Origin of the sequence: Agaribacter marinus (assembly GCF_030160655.1) — a bacterium.
Taxonomy (GTDB): Bacteria; Pseudomonadota; Gammaproteobacteria; order Enterobacterales; family Alteromonadaceae; genus Glaciecola; species Glaciecola marina.
This window is the reverse complement of sequence record NZ_BSOT01000006.1, coordinates 548,719-571,395: the sequence shown is the minus strand read 5'-3', so window position 1 is coordinate 571,395 and position 22,677 is coordinate 548,719. Positions and strand designations below refer to the sequence as shown.

17 protein-coding genes are annotated in these 22,677 nt (G+C 41.9%); 12 read left to right on the top strand and 5 right to left on the bottom strand.

Annotated elements, in window-relative coordinates; translation table 11 throughout:
- The first annotated feature begins 46 nt into the window (after positions 1–46).
- From trmB to QQK00_RS13290, 5 genes are all read left to right on the top strand, one after another.
- Positions 47–766, top strand: coding sequence for a tRNA (guanosine(46)-N7)-methyltransferase TrmB (trmB, locus tag QQK00_RS13310; RefSeq protein WP_284218067.1), 720 nt, complete (start codon positions 47–49; stop codon positions 764–766).
- Positions 766–1,809, top strand: a complete 1,044-nt coding sequence (locus QQK00_RS13305) for a methyltransferase (RefSeq protein WP_284218066.1) — start codon at positions 766–768, stop codon at positions 1,807–1,809. Before trmB ends, QQK00_RS13305 begins: the two co-directional genes overlap by 1 nt.
- 33 nt (positions 1,810–1,842) lie before the next feature.
- Positions 1,843–3,276 (top strand): glycogen synthase, encoded by a 1,434-nt coding sequence (locus QQK00_RS13300; RefSeq protein WP_284218065.1) that lies wholly within the window; start codon positions 1,843–1,845, stop codon positions 3,274–3,276.
- 289 nt (positions 3,277–3,565) lie between these two features.
- Positions 3,566–4,270, top strand: coding sequence for a two-component system response regulator ArcA (gene arcA, locus QQK00_RS13295; protein WP_284218064.1), 705 nt, complete (start codon positions 3,566–3,568; stop codon positions 4,268–4,270).
- A gap of 130 nt (positions 4,271–4,400) precedes the next feature.
- Positions 4,401–5,318: a phosphotransferase gene (locus QQK00_RS13290; protein ID WP_284218063.1), complete on the top strand. Its 918-nt coding sequence runs from the start codon at positions 4,401–4,403 to the stop codon at positions 5,316–5,318.
- 102 nt (positions 5,319–5,420) lie between these two features.
- On the opposite strand, the gene pmbA is transcribed toward QQK00_RS13290, so the two are convergent.
- The gene (gene pmbA, locus QQK00_RS13285) at positions 5,421–6,752 is read right to left on the bottom strand and encodes a metalloprotease PmbA (RefSeq protein WP_284218062.1); all 1,332 of its coding nucleotides are present in this window, start codon (positions 6,750–6,752) and stop codon (positions 5,421–5,423) included.
- Positions 6,753–6,834: 82 nt separating this feature from the next.
- Here pmbA and yjgA point away from each other — a divergent pair, with 82 nt between their 5' ends.
- Both yjgA and QQK00_RS13275 read left to right on the top strand, forming a co-directional pair.
- Positions 6,835–7,353, top strand: coding sequence for a ribosome biogenesis factor YjgA (gene yjgA / locus QQK00_RS13280; protein ID WP_284218061.1), 519 nt, complete (start codon positions 6,835–6,837; stop codon positions 7,351–7,353).
- Between the two features lie 43 nt (positions 7,354–7,396).
- A complete protein-coding gene (locus tag QQK00_RS13275; RefSeq protein WP_284218060.1) occupies positions 7,397–7,972 on the top strand; it encodes a nucleoside deaminase in 576 nt (191 codons plus the stop codon).
- 28 nt (positions 7,973–8,000) lie between these two features.
- Here the strand turns inward: QQK00_RS13275 and QQK00_RS13270 are convergent, their stop codons facing one another.
- Genes QQK00_RS13270 through QQK00_RS13260 form a run of 3 tightly spaced genes read right to left on the bottom strand, consistent with a single transcriptional unit; the run spans position 8,001 to position 11,179 of the window.
- Entirely contained in the window at positions 8,001–8,981 is a 981-nt protein-coding gene (locus QQK00_RS13270) for a Gfo/Idh/MocA family protein (protein WP_284218059.1), read from the bottom strand.
- 15 nt (positions 8,982–8,996) lie between these two features.
- Entirely contained in the window at positions 8,997–10,145 is a 1,149-nt protein-coding gene (gene galK, locus QQK00_RS13265) for a galactokinase (protein ID WP_284218058.1), read from the bottom strand.
- Positions 10,146–10,150: 5 nt separating this feature from the next.
- On the bottom strand, positions 10,151–11,179 hold the full coding sequence (locus QQK00_RS13260) for a UDP-glucose--hexose-1-phosphate uridylyltransferase (protein WP_284218057.1): 1,029 nt from the start codon (positions 11,177–11,179) through the stop codon (positions 10,151–10,153).
- Between the two features lie 336 nt (positions 11,180–11,515).
- Here QQK00_RS13260 and QQK00_RS13255 point away from each other — a divergent pair, with 336 nt between their 5' ends.
- The 4 genes from QQK00_RS13255 (at position 11,516) to QQK00_RS13240 (ending at position 18,250) form a co-directional block, all read left to right on the top strand.
- Positions 11,516–14,278, top strand: a complete 2,763-nt coding sequence (locus QQK00_RS13255; protein ID WP_284218056.1) for a TonB-dependent receptor — start codon at positions 11,516–11,518, stop codon at positions 14,276–14,278.
- A gap of 156 nt (positions 14,279–14,434) precedes the next feature.
- Complete coding sequence (locus QQK00_RS13250) at positions 14,435–15,964, top strand: tryptophan halogenase family protein (RefSeq protein ID WP_284218324.1); 1,530 nt, start codon at positions 14,435–14,437, stop codon at positions 15,962–15,964.
- Positions 15,965–15,981: 17 nt separating this feature from the next.
- Positions 15,982–16,746 (top strand): SapC family protein, encoded by a 765-nt coding sequence (locus tag QQK00_RS13245; RefSeq protein ID WP_284218055.1) that lies wholly within the window; start codon positions 15,982–15,984, stop codon positions 16,744–16,746.
- 4 nt (positions 16,747–16,750) lie between these two features.
- Positions 16,751–18,250, top strand: a complete 1,500-nt coding sequence (locus QQK00_RS13240; RefSeq protein WP_284218054.1) for an SLC5 family protein — start codon at positions 16,751–16,753, stop codon at positions 18,248–18,250.
- A 92-nt stretch (positions 18,251–18,342) separates the two neighbouring features.
- Here the strand turns inward: QQK00_RS13240 and QQK00_RS13235 are convergent, their stop codons facing one another.
- The gene (locus QQK00_RS13235) at positions 18,343–20,304 is read right to left on the bottom strand and encodes a beta-galactosidase (protein ID WP_284218053.1); all 1,962 of its coding nucleotides are present in this window, start codon (positions 20,302–20,304) and stop codon (positions 18,343–18,345) included.
- A 194-nt stretch (positions 20,305–20,498) separates the two neighbouring features.
- Here QQK00_RS13235 and QQK00_RS13230 point away from each other — a divergent pair, with 194 nt between their 5' ends.
- Positions 20,499–22,634: an alpha-galactosidase gene (locus tag QQK00_RS13230; protein WP_284218052.1), complete on the top strand. Its 2,136-nt coding sequence runs from the start codon at positions 20,499–20,501 to the stop codon at positions 22,632–22,634.
- Positions 22,635–22,677: the final 43 nt, after the last annotated feature.

Below are 22,677 nucleotides of genomic sequence, written 5' to 3'. Positions count from 1 at the left end.
CGCATTACTCATATCAAACCTCCGACAAGGCAAGAAGCATCGCAAAATGACTCGGTTTAATTCAGAAGAAGAAGCCCGTGCGGCTGGCGTATACATTTCCAAAGTAAAAAGCTTTGTAAAACGTGAAGGGCGCCTCACTAACGCGCAAGCTAAAGCATTAACAGACAACTGGCCAACGATGGGTTTGTCCACAGACATGGGCAAGTTGGACCTAAATGACGTTTTTGGTCGCAATGCCCCCAGAGTGGTTGAAATAGGGTTTGGCATGGGAAAGTCATTGGTAGAAATGGCGAAGAATGCCCCTGAAAAGGATTTTATTGGTATCGAGGTACATAAACCCGGTGTTGGCGCTTGTTTGGGTGAAGCCGCAGAACAAGCCATTGAAAACTTACGAGTATTTGAGCACGACGCTGTAGAAGTGCTAGATACTTGTCTAGACAACGAAAGCATTGAACGATTGCAACTGTTTTTTCCTGACCCTTGGCACAAGACGCGTCACCATAAACGCCGAATTGTACAACCCGCCTTTGTACAAAGTATCCGCGCTAAATTAAAAATAGGGGGGGAGTTTCATATGGCGACGGACTGGGAACCCTATGCCGAACACATGATAAACGTTATGGAAGCCAGCGACGGATTCGAAAATACTGCCGAAAATAATCATTTTGTGCCACGGCCTGATTACCGCCCATTGACAAAGTTCGAGGCACGAGGGCAGCGTCTAGGTCATGGCGTTTGGGACATTATATATAAGCGAGTAAGTTAGTGCTTAGTCCAGCTTCACAACTAATAAAGCGCAATATAGATATTTTTTCTACTGGACCTTGGGCATTAGTCAACCCGGAAGATACATCTGTATTTTCGCTTCTACCAAAAGATACAATCGGTTTACATCAATTTCATGACGTATACCAAGCCTGCAGCAAACAGTACCAAACAACACAGTGCTTTTCTGCGTTTTTCTCGAAAGATGTTGTATCTGGTTTAGCAGGCGTAGTGATTTATATGCCAAAAGCCAAGCAGGTGCTGGATCTTTTGCTTGATAACCTATCAAGCTATTTAGACACTGGCACTAGAATATTCGTCGTAGGAGAAAACAAAGGCGGGATAAAAAGTGCCAGCAAGGTAATGGAGAAATACCTATCTAGTGTGAACAAGTTGGACGGCGCTAAACACTGCACGTTGTTAGGTGGTACGCTAGAAAAACAAGGCAAGCACAGTGAATTCGATATAAACCACTACCTCATTCGTCGAGAGTACATTATTAACGATGAGTCTATTATCTTATGCTCTTTACCTGGTGTTTTTGGTCACAAGCAGCTAGATCCTGGAACGACGTTGCTATTAAATCAGTTTTCCGATAAAACCAAACTGCGACAAATGCGCGGAAAATTGTATGACTTTGCATGCGGTACGGGAGTTATTGGCACTTACTTTAAACAAGTAAACCCAAAACTGAAACTTACGCTAAGCGATTTATCAGCGCTAGCAATCTATTGCACACAAGAAACGCTTAAAGCGAACAATATAGAGGGCGAGGTATTGGCGAGTGATGGAATGCAAGCGGTAAACAAATCATTTGATCACATCGTTAGCAATCCTCCCTTTCACTCAGGCCTTAAAAACGACTACGAAATTACTCAGCGCTTTATTCAAGATGCGCATGCCCATTGCATACGTATGGCAAAATTAACCTTGGTAGCCAATCGCTTTTTACCTTATGCTGATTGCATTAAAGATACGTTTAACAATTTTGATGTGTTGGCAAAATCGAACAAATTTACCGTGTATCAAACCACCAAGCGATAGGCATTTAGCCAGTTTGCATCCAGAAGGAATATTATGCAGATACTTTTTATAATTTCTGAAGTCGAAGACATTATTAAGACGGGTGGCTTGGCTGATGTAGGCAAAGCGCTTCCTCTGGCATTGGCTGAACTAGGCCACGAAGTTAGAATTGTAATGCCTTACTACCGTCAAGTGGCCGATACATTTGACTTATCAGATGCCAGTATACAACAAGTGCTGCATGTAAATAATCGCAGCTACAACTACCGCGTTAAGCAATTAAGTTTAGACAACGTACCTGTATATCTAATTGATCACGAGTACTTTTCACAATCGTCAACACCGTACACAGATACGCTAATGGCAAACAATGCGCAAAAATTTAGCTTATTCTCGCTCTGTGCGGTATGCGCAAGCCACGAATTGGGGTTTAAACCCGATATTGTGCACGTAAATGATTGGCATACGTCAATGGTGCCATATTTCCTTAAAAGCGACTATTTTCAGCGCAATGATTTATTGTCAGATCCACAATGGTATACCGATGCTAAGGTTGTCATTAGTGTTCACAATGCAGCATTCCAGGGTATTGAAGGTTTAGATCAAGTAGGCGTACTCGACCATATAGATGCAAGCAAAGTGTATAATCATAACGGTTATCTTAATATGCTCAAAACAGGTATATTGTACGCTGATATCACCTGCCCCGTAAGCCCTTCATACGCCAGAGAATTGTTCACTGAACTAGGAAGCCACGGCGTAAATGATGTCATTTCTCGTGCTGGCGACAGTGTAATTGGGGTATTGAATGGTTGCGATTACAGTCAATGGGATCCGTCCACCGATCCAATGATTCCGTCTAACTTTTCCGCTGATGACATTAAAGGTAAAGCCAAATGTAAAGCGGCTTTGCAAGCTGAAAACAACTTACCACGTAGCAGCAAGATACCAGTATTTGGTATGGTATGCAGAGCAACAAGGCAAAAAGGCTTTGACTATTTGTTACCCATTTTGGAAGACATGCTTAGTCACAACGTTCAGTTAATAATTATGGGAACGGGCGACAGCAGAATTACGAGTGAGCTAACACGAATAGCTGCAACGCACCCAGAAAAGATGGCCTTTGTAGAAGATTTTTTACCTGAAATGGCGCATATGATTGAGGCCGGTAGCGATTTCTTTTTAATGCCATCGGAATTCGAACCCTGTGGTCTAAATCAAATGTATAGTTTAGCCTACGGAACATTACCAATTGTCAGAAAAGTTGGTGGTTTAGCTGATACAATCATTGACATAAAAGAACCCAATGGCAATGGTTTTGTATTTGATGAACCCACAGGCACAGCGCTAGTCAATTGTATACGCCGCGCTATCATTTTATTTTTAGAAGATAAAACAGCCTTTGATGACATAAAACAGCGCGCCATGAGCATAAGATTTACGTGGCATGCTGCTGCTGAAGAGTACATCAGAGTTTATAAGCGATAGATACAAGTAGCATTTTTGTTAATTTTTTGTAATATACTTTATGCAACCGTCTTAATCTTGCTGTTTTTGCTCGAAAAATTATGTGCAATTGTTAAAAAGGTACTTTAACTCCTCGCTTTTTTTTGAAATACTGTTAATAAGCTTCGGAGTATAACGTAATATATAGACCTAGGCGGTAGGGTGACAAAGTTGCTAACGTAAGTCGCCAGTGAACGTGAAAGGATTGGGTAAACCCTATCGAGTGATTTAGCTAGCCATCCTCGAGTTAACGTAGAAGAAAACTAAAGAAATGCAAACTCCAAACATATTAATAGTTGAAGACGAAGTTGTAACACGTACCACGCTTAAAAGCCTCTTTGAAGCGGAAGGATACAACGTGTACGAAGCCGAAAATGGCGAAGAAATGCATCATTGCTTTGAAGCAAACGGCATTGATTTGGTGATCATGGACATCAATTTACCTGGAAAGAATGGATTGATATTGGCTCGCGAAGTCAGAAATCGTAAGAATGTTGGCCTTATCTTCCTAACAGGTCGAGATAACGATGTTGATCGGATTCTTGGTCTAGAAATAGGTGCCGATGATTATTTAACTAAACCATTCAACCCTCGCGAATTAACTATCCGTGCAAGAAACTTGTTGTCTCGTACAAGTAATGCCGGAGAAGACGACGATTTGCCAAGTAAAGTTAAGTTTAACGGTTGGACACTTGATGGTGACAGTCGCAGCTTGATTTCTCCTACGGGTAATGAATTCAGATTACCACGCAGCGAATTTAGAGCCTTGCATTTGTTCTTAAGTAATCCGGGTAAGATTCTTACTCGTGAACAACTAATCATGGAAATGACTGGGCGTGAACTGCGACCTAACGATCGCACAGTTGATGTCACTATTCGTCGTATTCGTAAACACTTCGAATCAGAGCCAAACGACGAAGAGTTGATTGTTACAATCCACGGTGAAGGGTATCGCTTTTGCGGTGCGGTCGACTAAATCGATAAATAATCATTTCTTGAAAGGCGCTCCTGTAGCGCCTTTTTTATCACAAAAATATCTGAATTAACTCAAGCGATAAATTTACCCACTGCTTACAACAGCGCACATGATATATTGAAAAAGGAACATGATGGACGTTTATGAGTATTTCGGATTAAGTAGGGATGTCGGCTCTATATACAAATATGCACCTGTCTTTCAGCATGTGATTGACGGAAAAAAAGTAATTATCAAAAAAACCAAAGAGCAGATAGATAGGTTAGCGCCTCTTATAAATTGGCAGAAAAAGCTAAGTGAAAATGGAATTAACACCATCCATCCTTTAAGGTTTAATGACAAATTAATTCATTCAATAGATGACGAAAACTGGGTTGTTTATCCCTTCATTGAAGGGGATAGATATCAGTCTACACAAGAACAAATTTACACTGCGGGTGAGCTACTCGGGAGAGTGCATTCTACGTCTGATTCAGTCTTCAAACACGGCTTCTCGTGGGAGGATTATGATGAGGAGTTTTATGACGAGATACTTGATGATATTGAAAAGATTTCTTTGCGTTATCCTCGTGAGTTCAATTCTGAAGCAGGAAAGAAATTATTCGATAACGTAAAATCTTTGGCCTCCAATAAGTTCGATTGCCTCAAAACTCGGGAGCTACCCACTTCAGATTGTACCTGGGACTTTAAAGCTAGCAATCTAATCTATCAACCCAAAACACTCTATCTGATTGACACAGACAATGCCGGTAAAGTACCCAGAATATTTGATTTAGCCCTTGCACTACTTCTTTTTCACACGACTGAAGACACTGCACCTAATAGAATTTTTACGGTAGATGAGTGGAAATTATTCCTTTCAGGTTATAAAAAACACGTTGAGCTAACTGACATTGAAAAAAGATACTGGCAAAACATGCTCTTGTTTGTTTATACAGACGAGGTTTCATGGGCTATTAACGATATCGAGGACGATGAGAGTAATCGGCAAAAAACCTTTGTAAAAAGTCTAGTAACCTTCAATTTTTCTCAATATCTAATAGAATAACGTTTAATCTTGTCATAAATATATTCTATTAGACAACGCTGGGCAGACAAGTAAATTTAAAAAACTGCCCAGTACCTGCAGAAACTCTGACCTTATCATGGCCTAAGCACCAGCCACTTGCATTTCACCAATTAAGACAGAGCCGGTTTGCAATGAGCTTCTTACTTCACGCTCATTGCCAATGGCTACGATGCTGGAATACATGTCTTTTAAATTTCCAGCAATGGTGATTTCATGCACTGGGTATTGAATAATTCCATTTTCAACCCAAAAACCTGCGGCGCCTCGGCTATAGTCGCCATTGACAATGCTGACACCTTGCCCCATTAATTCAGTCACCAGCAAACCAGTGCCCATTTCTTTGAGCAATTCAGCGTCTGAGTGTCCCGTATCATCGACCATGCAATTATGTATGCCACCTGCATGTCCGTTAGTCACCATATTTAACTTTCGCGCGGAATAGCTTGTCAATAGATAGTCTTGCAACACACCATCACTTACAATATCCATGTCAGTAGTCTTAACACCTTCGTTATCAAAAGGCGAACTCGCTAAACCTTTAAGTAAATGAGGTTTTTCATGCAAATTAAACCAGCTTGGAAATATTTGCTTTCCTTTGCTATCAAGTAAAAAACTCGACTTGCGATACAAACTACCACCGCTGATTGCACTAATGAAATGACCAAAAAGCCCGGCGGCAATGTCTCGATGAAAAATAACAGGTACTTTAGATGTGTTTATTTTGCGTGCGTTCAATCTTGATACTGTAACCTCGGCCGCTTCAACTCCGACGTCACTGGGGGCGCGCAGCTTGTCAGCTTCGCGCGATATGGTATATGCGTAATCTCGCTGCATATCGTCACCATCTTGCCCAATTAACACGCAACTTAAGCTGTAACGGCTGCTAGGATAACCTGCATTTATACCCTGAGTATTACCGTAAACTTTGATGCCCAAATTCGCATTGTATGAGGCGCCATCAGAGTTACTAATAAGTGGATTAGCATCCAAACCCGCAGTTTCTGCTTCAACGGCATATTTTAATGCTTGTTCAGTATCAAGCGTTTGCGGATGATAAAGATCTAAATCAGGAATATCTTGCGCGATTAAGTGTTTGTCGGCTAAACCTGCGCAATCATCCTCAGACGTATATTTTGCAATTTCAATCGCCTTTTCGACTGTAAGCTTCAACGCAGCAGGGCTCATATCAGCAGTAGATGCAGAGCCTTTTTTTTGCCCTACAAACACACAAATACCAAGCCCACCGTCGTTAGTAAATTCCATGTTTTCTACTTCTTTCATGCGGGAACTCACCGCAATCCCCTCTACCTTTGACATACTTGCTTCTGCGCCAGTAGCACCAAGCTTTTTGGCGAATGTCAATGTGTCTTCTACGATGTTTTGGATCTCTGCGAGTTGTTGCTCTATTTGCATAATGTAAGTTTCGCTGTGCAAATCACTGTTGGATAGTTACAATTCGCGATAGTTTAGCATTAAGTGAATTAAAAGACGCTATATGAATCAATTTGATGATCAGCCAGACGACGAAATCGAATACGTCAGTAAAACGCAACTAAAGAAAGAATCCGAAGATCTTAAAAAATTGGGATTAGAACTATTAGATCTTACACCGGGGCAATTAGCCAAAATTCCTTTAGACGACGACTTAGCAGATGCACTTGGGCTTGCTGCAAAAATCAACAGAAAGAAAGAAGGCTTTAGGCGCCAAATACAGTTCATAGGAAAACTATTACGTAAAACCGACATTGAACCAATTGAACTGGCGATGAGCAAGTTGAGAGGCGCGCACCAAGAAGATGTAAATAAATTTCATCGTCTAGAAGTTTGGCGCGACAAGCTTATTCAATACGGCGACGATGAGATTCAAAACCTACTAAATGAGTACCCTCACGGTGATAGACAAAAACTACGTCATTTAGTCCGCACAGCCAAAAAAGAAGCTGACAATAATAAACCGCCCTCCGCGTCACGCGAGATGTTTAAGTACTTGAGATCACTGGCAGAAACGGCCTAAAATCAAGATAAACACAGAAGGCGTAAGTAAATAGGAGATGTTTATGGCTACGATTTTAAACAAAGATAGTGATGTATGTGAACCCGCACTAAACGCAATCGCTCATATGCCAACGCTTAGCCTACCTTCGCTTGTAAATCATGATTTTGTTTCACGCCTTAGTGACGAACACTTTATGCGAATAGCGGTACTCCTTGCACAAAAAAGCTATGACGAAGGCGGTTGCCCAATTGGAGCGATAATTGTCGACAATCAAACAAATGCAATCGTTGGCAAAGGCCACAACACATTGATACAAGAAAGTCACCCATACAACCACGGAGAAACATCGGCTATTCGAGATGCAGGCAGAATCGATTTTAGTAAAACCACTTTATTCACGAGTTTAAGCCCATGTGATGTCTGTGCCACCTTGCTCTACATGCGAGGCTTTAACCGAGTGGTTGTAGGAGATGTGACGAATGCATCAGGCAATGAAAGCCTATTGCGAGATAAAGGGGTTCAAGTCGATATTCTAGAAGACAAACTAGGCGTAGAATTATATGCCAACTTCAGAAAAGAAAAGCCCGAACAAGATATGGAAGACTGGCTGGGGTTAGCAGGCTGCAATAGCCATTAAAGGCAGATTTAGTGCTTTATATGCTGGTTTATTCATCCGCATAAGCCAAGCCCCATTGTTTTCGAGCGTCGTCCATGATTGCAAGTACACGCGTACTCGTTTCTGTAGAAAGTAAATGACTGTCTGTCAATCCTTGTTCAAGGCAAGATTGAAAATGCGCAATTTCAAATTGGAAGTTTTGACTTGATTCAAACGGACAAGATACCTCTTCCACTAAGGTCTCACCCTGCCATATTTGAAATCCTTGAGCACCCAAAAAATGCGGTACGACAATACGGCCATTTTCACCGTAAATATGACCGAAAATAGGGGCATCCATTCTATAACTAGCTGATAAAGTAGCACTACGACCATCTTCATATTTGAGAAGATAGCTAGACACTTCATCCACCTCCGTATCAGTCATATAGGCACTGCTAAAAACCGCTACAGGTGATTTACCATACACGATATCCGCAAAGGTTATCGGGTAAATCCCTAAGTCAAGTAAAGCACCACCAGCCAAGGCTTTGTTTCTTAAACGATGCGAATTTGGCAACTCTCTATTTAAACTAAAACTTGCACTTACATGCTTCACCTTTCCGATAGCGCCGTCGTTTAAACGACGTTGCAATTCAATAATGGCAGGTAAAAATCGCGTCCAAACCGCTTCTATAAGCAATAGATTTTGCTGTCTAGCAAGTGCATAAACTTCCATAGCTTGCCTACTATTAAGCGTAATTGGCTTTTCACACAATACGTGTTTACCCGCTAGTAAGCTCGACTTTATTTGCTCAAAATGAAAGTTATGTGTCGTCGCAATATAAATAGCATCAATCTCTTTGCTGAGCATAAGAGATTGATAATCAGGATAGGCAACTAAAATGTCATGATCAGCAGCGAACGCCTTTGCGCGTTCACAATCTGAGGCCGCGCAGCCCGCTAAGACTGCATGTTTGACTTGTTTAGCACCAGCAACAAAGGTATTGGCTATGTGACCACAGCCAATAATTCCCCAACGTACAGCCATTGATAGATAACCTTATTACAATGAAGAGGCGTTCAAGCCTCCGCCAGGTTCACAAATCAAGATGTCAGCGGTAAGAGAGAAGTTCTTATGATAGTTTGCTTCAACGGCTGCAACCACTTTGTCGGTGTCGGCTTTGTCACAAAGGCAAATAACGGCACCACCAAAACCACCACCGGTTTGACGACAAGCACCCTTTCCGTCCAGTGCTTCCATACAAATATCAACTAAGCCATCGGTGGCGGGTACTGTAATTTCGAAGTCATTTTTAAGCGCCAAATGGGCTTCTTTCATGATTGAATACAAGGTAGGTAAATCACCCGTAGACAAGGCTTTCTCCGCATCCAGGACACGCTGATTTTCACAAATAACGTACTTCGCTCGACGATACACAACTTCATCTAAGGTTGCTTTAACGGCTTCCAATTTTTCCATACTTGCTTCACGCAACGAGGGAGTGCCCATTGCCGCGGCTGCCAATTCACATGCAGCGCGACGTTCATTGTACTCGCTGTCTGCAAGCTTTCGAGGGTAGTTGGAGTTAATCACCATTAAGGCAAGGTTTTCAGGAATACTCACAGAACGTGTCGATAAATCACGACAATCAATTAGCAGCGCAGATTGTTCTTTTGCTTCTGCAGAGATGAGTTGATCCATGATGCCGCATTGGCAGTCAATAAAGTTGTTTTCTGCAGCTTGCCCAGTACGCGCAATTTGTTGCGTCGATAAACCTAGTTTACCCACGTAGTTAAATAAACCACCAACAGCCACTTCTAACGCAGCTGAGCTAGACAATCCGCTGCCTTGCGGCACCTGAGAGTCAATAAAGATATTTAGCCCCGTCAGTTGATGACCTTGGCCAAGCAATTCTTTGGCTACGCCACGTAGATAATCTCCCCAAGCCCAATCACCATGCATAATTTCAGCGTTTAAATCAAACTCTTCAGGTTGTTCTAAATATTGCAAAGAGTACGCTTTTATCAAGGAATCGTCGCGTTTTGTCGCCAAAATATGCGTTTTATACTGCAAGGCGCACGGCAAAACAAAACCATTGTTATAATCTGTATGCTCGCCAATAAGGTTTACTCTTCCAGGAGAGCTTACGTAAATATCTGGTGCTTGAGAAAACTTCTCTTGGAAGTGTTGTTTAAGGGTATCTAAAGACATGTGTATTAATTTTCCAAATAGTGTGTACTGCTAACTTCGCGAAGTATTTTCGCGGCCAACTCTGGCGTTAAATCACGCTGACTTTCGCCAAGCATTTCATACCCAACCATATGCTTTTTAATTGTTGCAGAGCGCAACAATGGTGGATAGAAGTGCGCGTGTAAAACCCAATGGCTTTTATCTTCTAATGTGCTTGGTGCGTTATGCCATCCCATCGAGTAAGGAAAGCTGGTATTGAAAACGTTGTCATATCGAGTCGTAAGTTCTTTAAGTATGGACGCCAATGCTAGCTTTTGCGCTTGATTTAACGCAATAAAATCGGCAATGCCATCTTTACTTACTAGTAGTGTCTCAAAAGGCCATTTTGCCCAAAAAGGCACAACAACCAACCAATGGTCATTTTCACAAACTGTGCGAGATGCATCTTTCGTCTCAGCGGCCACGTAATCAGAGAGCAAGGCGCTGCTATGATCATCAAAGTACGCTTTTTGACTTAATTCTTCTTTTTCAACTTCAGTGGCAAGGTGCTGATGCGCCCATATTTGTCCATGTGGATGAGGTTGTGAACACCCCATTACTTCGCCTTTATTTTCAAATATTTGAACGCAATTATATATTTCAGAAAGCTCGGAATACTCACGCTGCCATGTATTTACCACAGAAAGCAATTCTTGCTCTGTCAATTGAGGCAGTGTTTTATTGTGCTCGGGAGAAAAACAAATAACACGCGCCTCACCTACTGCGCTTTGTTCTTGAAATAAGTCTGAAGCATCTACCGGTTCAATCTCATGTTCAGTTAACGCAGCAAAATCATTTTTAAATACAAATGTACTTTCGTAATTAGGGTTTGACGTATCGTTAGCTCTCGCGTTTCCGGGGCATAACGGGCAGTTACTTTCGTACGCCGGGAGCTCAACTTTTGATGGCTCTTCAGTTGCACCTGACCAAGGTCTGTTATTTCGATGAGGTGACACAAGCACCCATTCACCCGTTAGCGGATTACGCCGACGGAATGCGGCCGGATTAGACGACATGTTAATTACCCTTAAAAAATATGATTTATATGATAAAAAAATAAACACTTGCGAGCAGTATACCAGAATAAAATAGGGATTTTCACTCCCCCTTAGCCCCTTTGTATCTAGTTAATTCAAAAGCCCTCTATGTAAACCATATGTTATTAAAATGCGTAATATTGATAAATATTATTACATAAACTATGTTTTTTTTATTGAAATTAAACTTAATAAGAGTAATTATAATATAAATAAGTTAAATAGGCTTTTTTATACTTTTTGGTAGTAATTGCTAAAGGTACACAGACTGAAACAGATAAAAAAAGGTCTGAACATACAACACAGGGGTAAAATATGGTTATAGACACAATGGCTAGTTTAGGTAAACGTAGCGCCATTGCGCTTGCGGTTACCGGAGCGCTTTTTCAAACATCGCTAGTTTCTGCACAAGAATCTGGCGCAAACAGCAACGTAGAAGTTATTTCTGTCAGCGGTATACGCAATAGTATTAAAGCGTCGATGGCTGATAAAAAAGATGCAAATGTTGTATCTGATGGCATCAAAGCTGAAGATTTAGGTAAATTTCCTGACTTAAACGTTGCAGAATCGTTGCAGCGTATTACAGGCGTTTCAATTGATCGTAGCGGTGGTGAAGGTCAAGCAGTCACTATTCGTGGTTTCGGCCCCCAATTCAATACGGTGCTAGTAAATGGCCGACAAGTCGCGTCAGAAACGGAAGGACGTGAGTTTGCATTCGATTCATTGTCCGCAGACCAAATCGTCGGCGCAGACGTATTTAAAACAACGACCGCAGGCCTACAGGAAGGTGGCATCGGTGGTACAATTAACTTACTCACTGCCCGTCCGTTTGATTATGAAGGCTTTACTGCACTAGTATCGGCAAAAGGTGTATATGAAACACTGTCGGAAGAAACCGCTCCGTCAGTATCAGGGTTAGTAAGTAGCACCTTCGCAGACGGCAAATTTGGTATTTTAGCCGCAGTCAGTCATCAGCAACGTGATGTCCAAATCAATCGTATTGAAACGGCTGGCTGGCGCCCTGGACAAACGATTCAAAACGCAAATGGCGTCTTATTTGAGAATGCTTACATCCCAAGAAACTGGGATCAAATTGTCGACACGCAAGAACGTAAGCGCACTAACGCAAACTTAGTCCTTCAATTTGCGCCCAACGAAGACATTACAATTACTTTAGATGGCTTTGTGTCTAAATTTGAAGTTGATTCCTTAGTGACAGATTTAGCCTCTTGGTTTGAACCTGACCGTGTGGGCTCGGGTACTTTAAATCCAGATACAAGAACGCTCATTCAGTTCACGCAAGAAATCGGTAACTTCCCAGTCGGTGGATCAGGTAACCCGGCCACTGACTTTGTATCACACACCAGAAACTCAAGCGATGTGAGCAATGATGGTTTTGGTCTAAATGTTGATTGGGAAATTAACGACGCCTTATCTGCTAAATTCGACATAAATACCTCTAGTGCTGAAAATGATCGCGCTGGACGCGACCGTTTCAACGTGGTTGGTATAATTAATAACTATGAGTATGACGGCACGGGCGGCACGCCCACCGTAAGGCATGACGGTTTTGGTGGCGGTAACTTGCCAGATGCTAGCCTATCTCGTCTGCATTACAACGAAAAAGGTAATCAACCTACTTATGAAGACAAAATCACTGAGTACAAAGCTGATTTTACCTATTTAGCTGATACAGAGGTATTCCAGAAAGCTAACTTTGGTGTGTATCATCAAGAAAGGGAAAAAAGCTCGTTCCAAATTTTTGGTAGTCAATGTGCCTTTTGTGGTTACGGTACGCCTGCACCAAATTCTACAATCGACTTCCGTCCGTTCACTGCGAACAACTTCTTCTCTGGTCTTATTGATACGTTTTATACCTATGATGGCGACGCGTATGTGGATTTCTTAGCAAGCTCTGGCAATCCAATTCAGCCAACACTTCAAGGTAACCGCTATACGATTGACGAAGAAATCACCAGCCTATACGTTGACTTTACCTTTGGTTATGACATTGGTGACATGCCTGTCAGCTTAAACATTGGCGCTAGATACTCACAAACAGATGTAGACGGCAATGCAGTGCAGGCTTTCTTATCTGACGTCATTCCGACTTCGGATTTGACCTTATTCCAAAACGTCTTTGCTCCTGAGCAAAATATCGTTGAATCAGGCAGTTATTCAAGTTTACTACCAAACGTCAACGTTAAGTTTGAATTAACCGATGACATGGTATTGCGTTTTGCAGTGTATGATTCAATGACGCGTCCAACGGTATCAGAACTTTCACCATCGACAACGTTTAACGAGCCTCGCCGTCAAAACTTAACTGGTCAGGGTGGTAACCCGAACTTAAGACCTTTCCGCTCAGAAAACTGGGATATTTCTTACGAGTGGTATTATGGTGATACAAGCCTATTTACCTTTGCGGTATTCAACAAAGAAGTAGATGACTTTATTACGACTTTATCCGGCACGGAGTTATACACCTTAGCTGATCGTGAAGGCCAACCAGGTAGTCGTTGTAATCCATCGAACTCAACCGATTGTAATGTTGATCCGTCGTCACTCGCAGATGAACTTGTTGGTCTAGAAGAAGCCTATACCATTACACGTCCACAAAACGGTGAAGCGGCGCGTGTAACTGGTTACGAAATCGCATGGACTCACGTATTCGAAAACGGCTTTGGTGTAACTGCCAATGCAACCGTCGTAGATAGTGATGTTTCGATTGGTGATGATTCTTCGACGACTTTCGCACTTGAAGGCCTTGGTGATTCTCAAAACCTCATCATGTTCTATGAAGCAGAGAGTTGGCAGGCACGTGTTGCTTACAACAACCGCGAAGGTTTTTTACGTCAAATAGATAATGGCTTTAACGGCGAACCCATTAACACCGATACGTTTGGTCAGTGGGATGTGAGTGCAAGCTATGATGTAAATGACACTGTGACGGTATTCTTTGAAGGGATTAATATTACCGAAGAAGAATTGCGTCAAACGGGTCGTTTCGCCGATCAAGTTTACTCAATTGAAGATAACGGCTCACGTTATTCAATTGGTGTAAGAGCAAAATTCTAAGAAGTGTATGCTTATAAGGGGGGTGGATTCACTCACTCCCCTTGTTTCTTATCTCGTCATGGATAGTAAGGCTAAAGTGCATTTACAAATACCAAAATGCACTTTATCGTTAGTTTTCAATAAAGTAGTTAAGAGCGTTGTGTTTATAAAATGAAAATGAATCGCCCAATACGCAGTATTGCCATTGTAGGTGGGGGAACCGCAGGTTGGTTAGCCGCCGCTGTTATTGCGGCCTACCATAAAACGGCAATCACTCAAGATAAAACACTCTCAATTACGCTTGTTGAATCATCTGACATTCCCACTGTAGGGGTTGGCGAAGGTACTTGGCCAACGATGAAAAACACACTAAAAGATATCGGCCTAAAAGAATCTGAGCTATTTGCCCACTGCAATGCAGTGTTTAAACAAGGCGGTAAATTTGTCGAATGGGTTAAAGGCGACGGTGATTTTTATTACCACCCATTTACCGTACCACTAGGTTATGGCCGTATCGACTTAGCACCATATATTGATGATATCGAGCAGTATGCCGTTGAATCAAACTTTCAACATCATGTGTGTGAAGCGGGTCTAGCACCAAGGACCATAGCTGAAGCTGAATATTCTGGACAATGCAATTATGCCTATCATCTCGATGCAGGCGCATTTGCCGAATTACTCAAGAACCACAGTAAAAATACACTCGGCGTTCAACACAAGATTGGCACGGTAGCCACGGTCTCAAAAAATGATGACGGCAATATATCTGCAGTATTGTTAGATGATGGGTCGTCAATCAACGCCGATTTATTCATTGATTGTACGGGCTTTAAATCGTTATTACTTGGCGAAACACTTGGTGTTCCATTTAAGCACGCCGACAAGTACTTATTTAACGATTCTGCTCTAGCAATTCAGGTGCCATATGCCAACCCAAGTGATCCGATTGCCTCACATACAATAGCCACCGCGCAGAATGCCGGTTGGATTTGGGATATCGGCCTAACCCATAGACGGGGCGTTGGTCATGTGTATTCAAGCCAGTTCTTAAGTGATGATGAAGCAGAATCTAATCTCCGAAAGTATCTAGGCAATGCTGGCGTCGATAAATATGTACGTAAGATCAGCTTTCAGTCTGGACATCGAGAAATATTTTGGAAGAACAATTGCGTGGCAATCGGCATGGCCGCAGGTTTTGTTGAACCGCTTGAAGCTACGGCAATCATGCTAATTGAAATATCGTCTCGTTTCGTTGCCGAAAACCTCCCGCCTGATGCTGCCGTTATGCCAACCATTGCAAAACGATTCAATCAACAATTGCAATACAAATGGGGCCGCATTATCGACTTCTTAAAACTGCATTACATGCTGACTCAGCGACCTGAGCCGTATTGGCAGGCACATACTCAAATAGAATCGATACCAGAAAGTTTGAAAGAGGATCTTCAAGTATGGGGATACCGAGGACCAACACAAGCAGATTTTGAAAGTGCTATTGAATTATTCCCAGCCGCTAGTTATCAATATGTTTTATATGGTATGGGCTTTAAACCAAATTTCGACAAACAACAACACCTATATAAAGACCAACAACAGGCAGAGATGATTATCCAACGCAACCAAAAAATCACGCATCAAATGTTGCAACAATTGCCATCTCATCGAGATTATATTGAGCAGTGGTTAGCTGCCAACCAACAGTAGGAAATTAAAATAACAACATGGCTAAACTTATAGAGCTAAGCATTAATGCTCATAAAAACTTAAAAGTTACCAATGACGCAATGATGTCACATGCATCAAGGCAGCATGTATGCAATCTACAAGCACAAGAAATTGCCAATGCAGCCACATGTTTTCCAGTATTTATTACGCGAAATAGTATCAACGGACAATTGGCAGTATCGGCAATGATGAGTTTTGCAACGCAAGAAAACCTCTTCGTGCAAGACAATTCTTGGCATAGTGTGTTCCAACCAACCAACTTTCGAACGTATCCATTGTATTTGATGCAATCGCCAGAAAATGAAAAGCATTTTACTATTGGGTTTGATCAAGACAGTGGGCATTTAAGCGAAGAACATGGCCTGGCTTTGTTTACTGGTGACGGCAAAGCGACACCAATGCTAAGCGAAAAAACAAAACTGCTTGAAGGCGAGCTTGAACAAATGCGTTTGACATACGCATTTACCAAAATGATTGACTCATTGGATTTAATGAAATCAGTAGACCTTCAAGTGCACTACCAAAGCGGCGAAGTAGGTGTAATTAAGGGCTTACAAACCATTGATGAAGATAAACTTCAAACGATCAGTACCGATGATCTCGATAAACTCAGAAAAGCAGGCTACCTAGCACCCATTTATGCAATGCTAATGTCGCTGTTTCAAATCAACGTGCTCATCAACAAACACAACAACCTTACGACTCACACCAATATAGATACGGTAAAAATAGAAGTCAGCAAAGACACCACAGTGAGCTAAAATTATGAGTAGTCAAACAATACAAGTTGCAGTTTTTCTTTTTGTCACGGCCCTTATAGGTTTAGCGACATACATGCATTGCCGAGGCAGAAGTGATAGGCAATCTAACCAAAATAAAGAGTACTTTTTGGCCGGCGGCGGATTAGCGTGGTATTTTGTTGCAGGCTCAATTACGCTAACAAACTTAAGCACCGACCAGTTGGTTGGTATGAATGGAAACCAAATGGCGCTTCTAGCACTTTGGGAATTTGCCGCGGTAATTGGCTTAATCATTCTCGCCAAAGTATTCTTACCAGTCTATTACCGCTATAACTGCACCACAACGACCGAACTACTCGAAAAGCGCTATCACAATCGCCACATTCGCGCGATTATTAGCCTGCTGTTCTTTTTTGGCAGTGCGTTGATATTTTGCCCCGCGGTGATTTATTCGGGTGCGTTGTTTATGCAAAACATGTTCAATGTAGATGCACCTCTCATGTATATCGCCATCGCATTTGCGGTAGTTGGTGCTGTTTATGCGATATTTGGTGGGCTTAGAGCGGTGGCGGTATCAGATACTTATTCAGGTGTATTGCTGTTGTTTATGGCTGTTTTGGTAGTGATACTTGCGCTGAAGGCAATTGATTTTAGTTTCGATGGTGTTCCTGCAGAACGCTTAACACTTATTGGTGATAATGACTCGCCCATTCCTTGGCATACGTTATTCACAGGTATGATCTTTATCCAAATGTTTTACTGGGGTACCAATCAAGTCATCACGCAACGCGCCATGGCTGCACCCAACATCAAAGAAGCACAAAAAGGCGTGTTTGCTGCCGCGGCGATACGCTTCATGATCGTTCCTTCAATTATCGTTATTCCGGGTATAGTTGCATTTAAGCTATATGGTGATATTGGAGATTCTGCTTATGGCACATTAGTCGCTGACCTACTGCCAAGCTGGTTAAGTGGAATATTTGCCGCTGCAATGGCTGCAGCAGTGCTAACGACCTTTAATAGTAACCTCAATTCTGCAACCGCATTGTACGTCTGTGATATTCATGAAGCGTACATCAACGACAAGCCAAATGTACCGGCGCTTAGCGGCATTGTAACAATCCTTATTACCGTAATATCGCTACTGCTTGTACAAGTATATGCACAGGCAGACAGTATTATTAATTTAATTCAGCAACTGTATGGTTTACTAAGTATGCCCATTTTGTCAGTGTTTATTTTGGGTCTTGTGTTTAAAAATGTTCATGCGACTGCCGGTATATTTTCAGTGGTTTACGGCGTTGTGTTTTATAGTTTCTTAAGCTTCAAAGGCTATGGTTTATTTGACGTTGAGACCGGCATGATAGCCAGCTTGCTTGAGCTACACTTTATTCACCAAATGTTCATTACCTTAGCAAGCTCAATTGCATTGGCGTTATTGCTGAATTGGATCCTATACAAGGAGCCGCCACAATTTACACTCGATCAATTAAAAGGTGATGTCCCTGCTGAAAATGTAGGCTAGCCCAACTTCAAACAACTATGTAAAAAAGGTCTGACTTAATGATAAATCGCATTACGTCAGACCTCAATTCACGGCTTCAAAGTAGCCATATACTAATTACGTTTAAAAATAGAAAGACTGTAAGGCGCAATTTCTTCACTGCCTAGTACAAACTCGACATCGCGGTCAAACTCCACTCGTTTTGCTTGCCCGGAATAATTAAAAAACACACCAAAATTTCCACGTTGAGATAAGCGAATGTCTTCTGGTAATTGGTACGTTTTGATGTCACAAGCAAGTGCAATATCATTCAGTAAAACGCGTAAAAACTCTATTTCACAAAGCGTCGCCACATAGGTTACTTTATCGTTTTGAACGACGGCAGCTTGCTTATTGTGGAATTGAGCGACCGTGTTCACCTTGTCACCAATAGACAGTGCTTCATTCCAACGAGATCCAAGGTAACTAGCACCTTTGTACAGCATTTTCATCGTACAGTCTGCCCGCAAGGTCTCTGTACTCTCCACCTGAATAGGGATTAAGCGTTGAATGTTGCCCGGACCTAAATTAGGCGCAAAGGTTAATTCATCCGTTTTCGCCCCACTTCTAGGGCCAAAAATTACATGCGCTTGACTGTCCGCCAATTTGTCGATTAGTTCGTCACTCACGACAGGCATGCATGGAACAACAATCATTTTGTAATCTGCGAGATTGTCGTTTGATGAAACGAAATCTACATCAATACCTAATTGCCTTAATGCGCTGTAATACTCAAACTCAACCAACTGATGACTAAAACTATCGCCTTGACGCTCGATTTCAGTCACCCACTGGTTTTCAATGCTCATGATAATCGCAACAGATGTATGCACTTTTGCCTTAAGGTCAAAACCTGTTTCCGCAAGCTCATCCCTAAATTGCTCGGTTTCAAACCACGCAGGAGACTTTGAATTGTCAACACGTTTTATGCCTGCATGCATTTGTTCTTGACCAAATGCCGCTTGTCGCCACCGAAAATAACAAATTGTTTCTGCTCCATGTGCCACGGCTTCCCATGACCACAAACGCACCATGCCAGGCAACGGCCTAGGGTTGTGATGTGCCCAATTTACTGGACCAGGTTGTTGCTCCATTATCCAAAAATTATCGTTACTTATACCGCGAATTTGATCGAACGAGCAACTCGAAAAATCAGGATGACCTGTACGCATATAGCGTTTAAACGTGTCTGTATCGCTATCCGCAAAGAACAAATCTGTGCGCCCTAGTGGATAGTTGTCATAACATGCAAAATCTAACTTTTCAGCTAAAGCAAAGTTGTCTGCTTGAGTATCGGTCATCGGAATAAAATTATGCGTCATAAAATGCTTAGGGCAATGTTTACTTAGCACATCTATCATGTCGTTGTGATAATTAATCACCTGCTCTGAGCTAAATCGACGATAGGCAAGTTGATGTGACGGGTGTGTTTCAGTCACGGCCAATATTGGCAATTCGATCTGATCGAAGCGCTGATATTCCATCGACCAAAAGATGGTGCCCCACGCCTTATTGAGTGAATCAATATCGCCATAGTACTTTTCAAGCCACAAATGAAAAGCATGTTTTGCGTTTTCACTACCGCTGTGAGTAGTGTCGTGACATGCTAGCTCGTTATCTGTTTGCCAACCGACAACTGCTGGATTATTAGCATATCTAGTTGCCATAACTTCGCTAATGCGCATTGATTCTCGATGATAATTTTTGCTCGAAAAATCGTAGTGCCGACGCGAACCAAAACCTCTAGTCACACCTGTATTAATGTCGACAGGTAAAATATCTGGAAATTTATCAATCAACCATTTAGGCGGCGTAGCAGTGGGCGTACATAAAATAACTTTAAGGCCTTTTTCTGCTAAAATTTGAATCGCACTATCAAGCCATTCAAAATCATAAACGCCCTCTTCTGGCTCCATCTTTGACCAAGCAAATTCAGCCAATCGCACATACGTTAACCCCAATTCACGCATTTCTTCTGCGTCTTTTTTCCACATGCTTTGAGGCCAATGCTCTGGGTAATAACATACACCTAACATATTGATCTCCACTTATGATTTTGTTTTTCTTGCGATATTTGCGCAAGGATAAAAACAAACTTTAAAATATTTAACATATTTATATGATTTATTATTGGATTGCATTATTATTAACGAATAGCAGAAAAAAACAAGCTGCATTAACATTATTTAAAAAGGTCGTTAGACCCTAGCACAACAGTTGGAATGTACGCATGAATCAGGTACCAAATTTCGTTCATATTAAAAGCCCAAAAATCAGTCTAGTCATTGACTGTAGACGAAACACGCCGGTCGTGCACTATTTTGGAAAAATACTTTCCTCTGCAACAAACGACGATATGCTTGCAGAATTACATGTTAGACAAGAACCAAAGTGTGCATTGGTACATGAAGTACCTTTGTCATTGAGTCCGTGTTTAGGGAATGGCTTTACCGGCCATCCGGGTATTAGTCTTAGTGATCAAGGTGTTGCATGGTCTGTGGGCGCTGAATTGGTAGACATTGAACAAATAGATAGCAATAGCGCTACCTTTATCTCTGTTGATGAGGTTCGGAATATTAAGATCTCTCATTCCCTAACGTTTGATTCAAGCAATGTACTTAAAGCCTCTACAACAATACAGAACTTAGGATCTACTGATCTTACTGTCAACGATTGCGCTGCGCCAACGTTTGCAGTACCTGACCATATCACCAAAATAATGTCGTTCGAAGGGCGTTGGTCATACGAGTTTCAAACAACTAGCATCGACTTGTTTTTAGGGGCATATACCCGTGAAAACCGCAAAGGTAAAACCTCTCATGACAACTTTCCGGGCGTAGTGTTGCACACGCCTCACACAACCGAGGACCAAGGCGAATGTTATGGTTTTCATTTAGCTTGGAGCGGCAATCATCGGACACGTGTGGAGCTATTGCCTGAGCAACGCACCTACGCACAAATGAGTGAATTACTTGGGTCTGGCGAAATAGTGCTTGGCAAAGATGAAAGTTATTCTAGCCCTGTGCTATATGTTAGCTACAGCAGCGAAGGACTTAACCAACTCTCCCAACAATTTCATGACTACGTAAGAAAAGAAATTCTCAATCCTCAATTTCATAGCTTACCTCGTCCAGTACATTACAATACCTGGGAAGGGATTTACTTTGATCATGATACCGACACGCTTAAACAATTGGCCAGTATTGTCGCCGATGTCGGAGCGGAACGCTTTGTACTTGACGATGGTTGGTTTAAAGGTCGCAGAACAGACCGCGCGGGCTTAGGTGATTGGATTGTCGATAAAGATGTCTACCCAGACGGTTTGCAACCACTTATTGATCATGTTACCGGCTTAGGGCTTGGATTTGGCATATGGTTCGAACCTGAGATGGTCAACCCTGATAGTGATTTATTTAGACAACACCCTGATTGGGTATTGTCGACCTTAGGTAATCCGCAAATCGACTTCCGTCATCAATTAGTACTGGATTTAACCCGGAAAGAAGTCTGCGATTATTTGTTCAATCAAATTAGCGACATACTGACTGAATACCCACAAATTGAATACATCAAATGGGATATGAACAGAGATATTAATCACACAGGTGATCAACATGGTGTGAGCGGTATCCATAAGCAGACGCTCGCGGTATATGCGCTTATCGATCGCGTCAAAGAACGCCACCCGGCGGTTGAAATAGAAAGCTGTTCCTCTGGTGGAGCGAGAATTGACTATGGTGTGCTACAACATACAGATAGGGTTTGGACTTCTGACTCAAACGATGCCTTAGATAGACTTAGCATTCAAAGGGGTGCATCTTTCTTCATCCCTAGTAACTTACTTGGATCACACGTTGGTCCTAGAGATTGCCATATTACTAGGCGTATTATGCCAATTGACATGCGCATTTCTACTGCAATGTTTTGTCACATGGGGATGGAAATGGACCCCAGAGAGCTTACGGAGGAAGAAAAACAAGCGCTTCGCGACGGTACTGATATTTATAAAAAAAATCGACATCTCATTCACAATGGCGATTTATATCGTTATGACAGCGATGGTCAAAATATCAATTTTGGTATCGTTGCAAAAGACAAATCCGAGGCCTTGTTTGCCTACAACAGTATTATCGAAACGCGACGAACCCAGCCACCTATCTTTAGGTATAAGGGCCTACTAGCAGATGCTATTTACGAACTTAAAATGATATGGCCAACAAAACTAAACGAATATTCACCTTCTTTACTCAATATTATCGATGGCAAACATTATTCTGGCGAGGCATTAATGCAATTTGGTATGCAGTTACCCATCGTATGTCCACAGAGTGGTTTGGTGTTTAAGTTAACGAAAACAACGATATAAGAACAAATCCAAAGACTGCCAAAATGTTAACAATTAATGGTGT

Excerpts from the sequence above, each read along its gene's own strand:
- QQK00_RS13250 (WP_284218324.1), top strand. The coding sequence starts at position 14,435 with ATGAATCGCCCAATACGCAGTATTGCCATTGTAGGTGGGGGAACCGCA.
- QQK00_RS13270 (WP_284218059.1), bottom strand. The coding sequence starts at position 8,981 with ATGGCTGTACGTTGGGGAATTATTGGCTGTGGTCACATAGCCAATACC.
- QQK00_RS13290 (WP_284218063.1), top strand. The coding sequence starts at position 4,401 with ATGATGGACGTTTATGAGTATTTCGGATTAAGTAGGGATGTCGGCTCT.
- QQK00_RS13230 (WP_284218052.1), top strand. The coding sequence starts at position 20,499 with ATGAATCAGGTACCAAATTTCGTTCATATTAAAAGCCCAAAAATCAGT.
- trmB (WP_284218067.1), top strand. The coding sequence starts at position 47 with ATGACTCGGTTTAATTCAGAAGAAGAAGCCCGTGCGGCTGGCGTATAC.
- QQK00_RS13235 (WP_284218053.1), bottom strand. The coding sequence starts at position 20,304 with ATGTTAGGTGTATGTTATTACCCAGAGCATTGGCCTCAAAGCATGTGG.
- galK (WP_284218058.1), bottom strand. The coding sequence starts at position 10,145 with ATGTCTTTAGATACCCTTAAACAACACTTCCAAGAGAAGTTTTCTCAA.
- yjgA (WP_284218061.1), top strand. The coding sequence starts at position 6,835 with ATGAATCAATTTGATGATCAGCCAGACGACGAAATCGAATACGTCAGT.
- arcA (WP_284218064.1), top strand. The coding sequence starts at position 3,566 with ATGCAAACTCCAAACATATTAATAGTTGAAGACGAAGTTGTAACACGT.
- QQK00_RS13275 (WP_284218060.1), top strand. The coding sequence starts at position 7,397 with ATGGCTACGATTTTAAACAAAGATAGTGATGTATGTGAACCCGCACTA.
- QQK00_RS13240 (WP_284218054.1), top strand. The coding sequence starts at position 16,751 with ATGAGTAGTCAAACAATACAAGTTGCAGTTTTTCTTTTTGTCACGGCC.
- QQK00_RS13245 (WP_284218055.1), top strand. The coding sequence starts at position 15,982 with ATGGCTAAACTTATAGAGCTAAGCATTAATGCTCATAAAAACTTAAAA.
- QQK00_RS13255 (WP_284218056.1), top strand. The coding sequence starts at position 11,516 with ATGGTTATAGACACAATGGCTAGTTTAGGTAAACGTAGCGCCATTGCG.
- QQK00_RS13260 (WP_284218057.1), bottom strand. The coding sequence starts at position 11,179 with ATGTCGTCTAATCCGGCCGCATTCCGTCGGCGTAATCCGCTAACGGGT.
- pmbA (WP_284218062.1), bottom strand. The coding sequence starts at position 6,752 with ATGCAAATAGAGCAACAACTCGCAGAGATCCAAAACATCGTAGAAGAC.
- QQK00_RS13300 (WP_284218065.1), top strand. The coding sequence starts at position 1,843 with ATGCAGATACTTTTTATAATTTCTGAAGTCGAAGACATTATTAAGACG.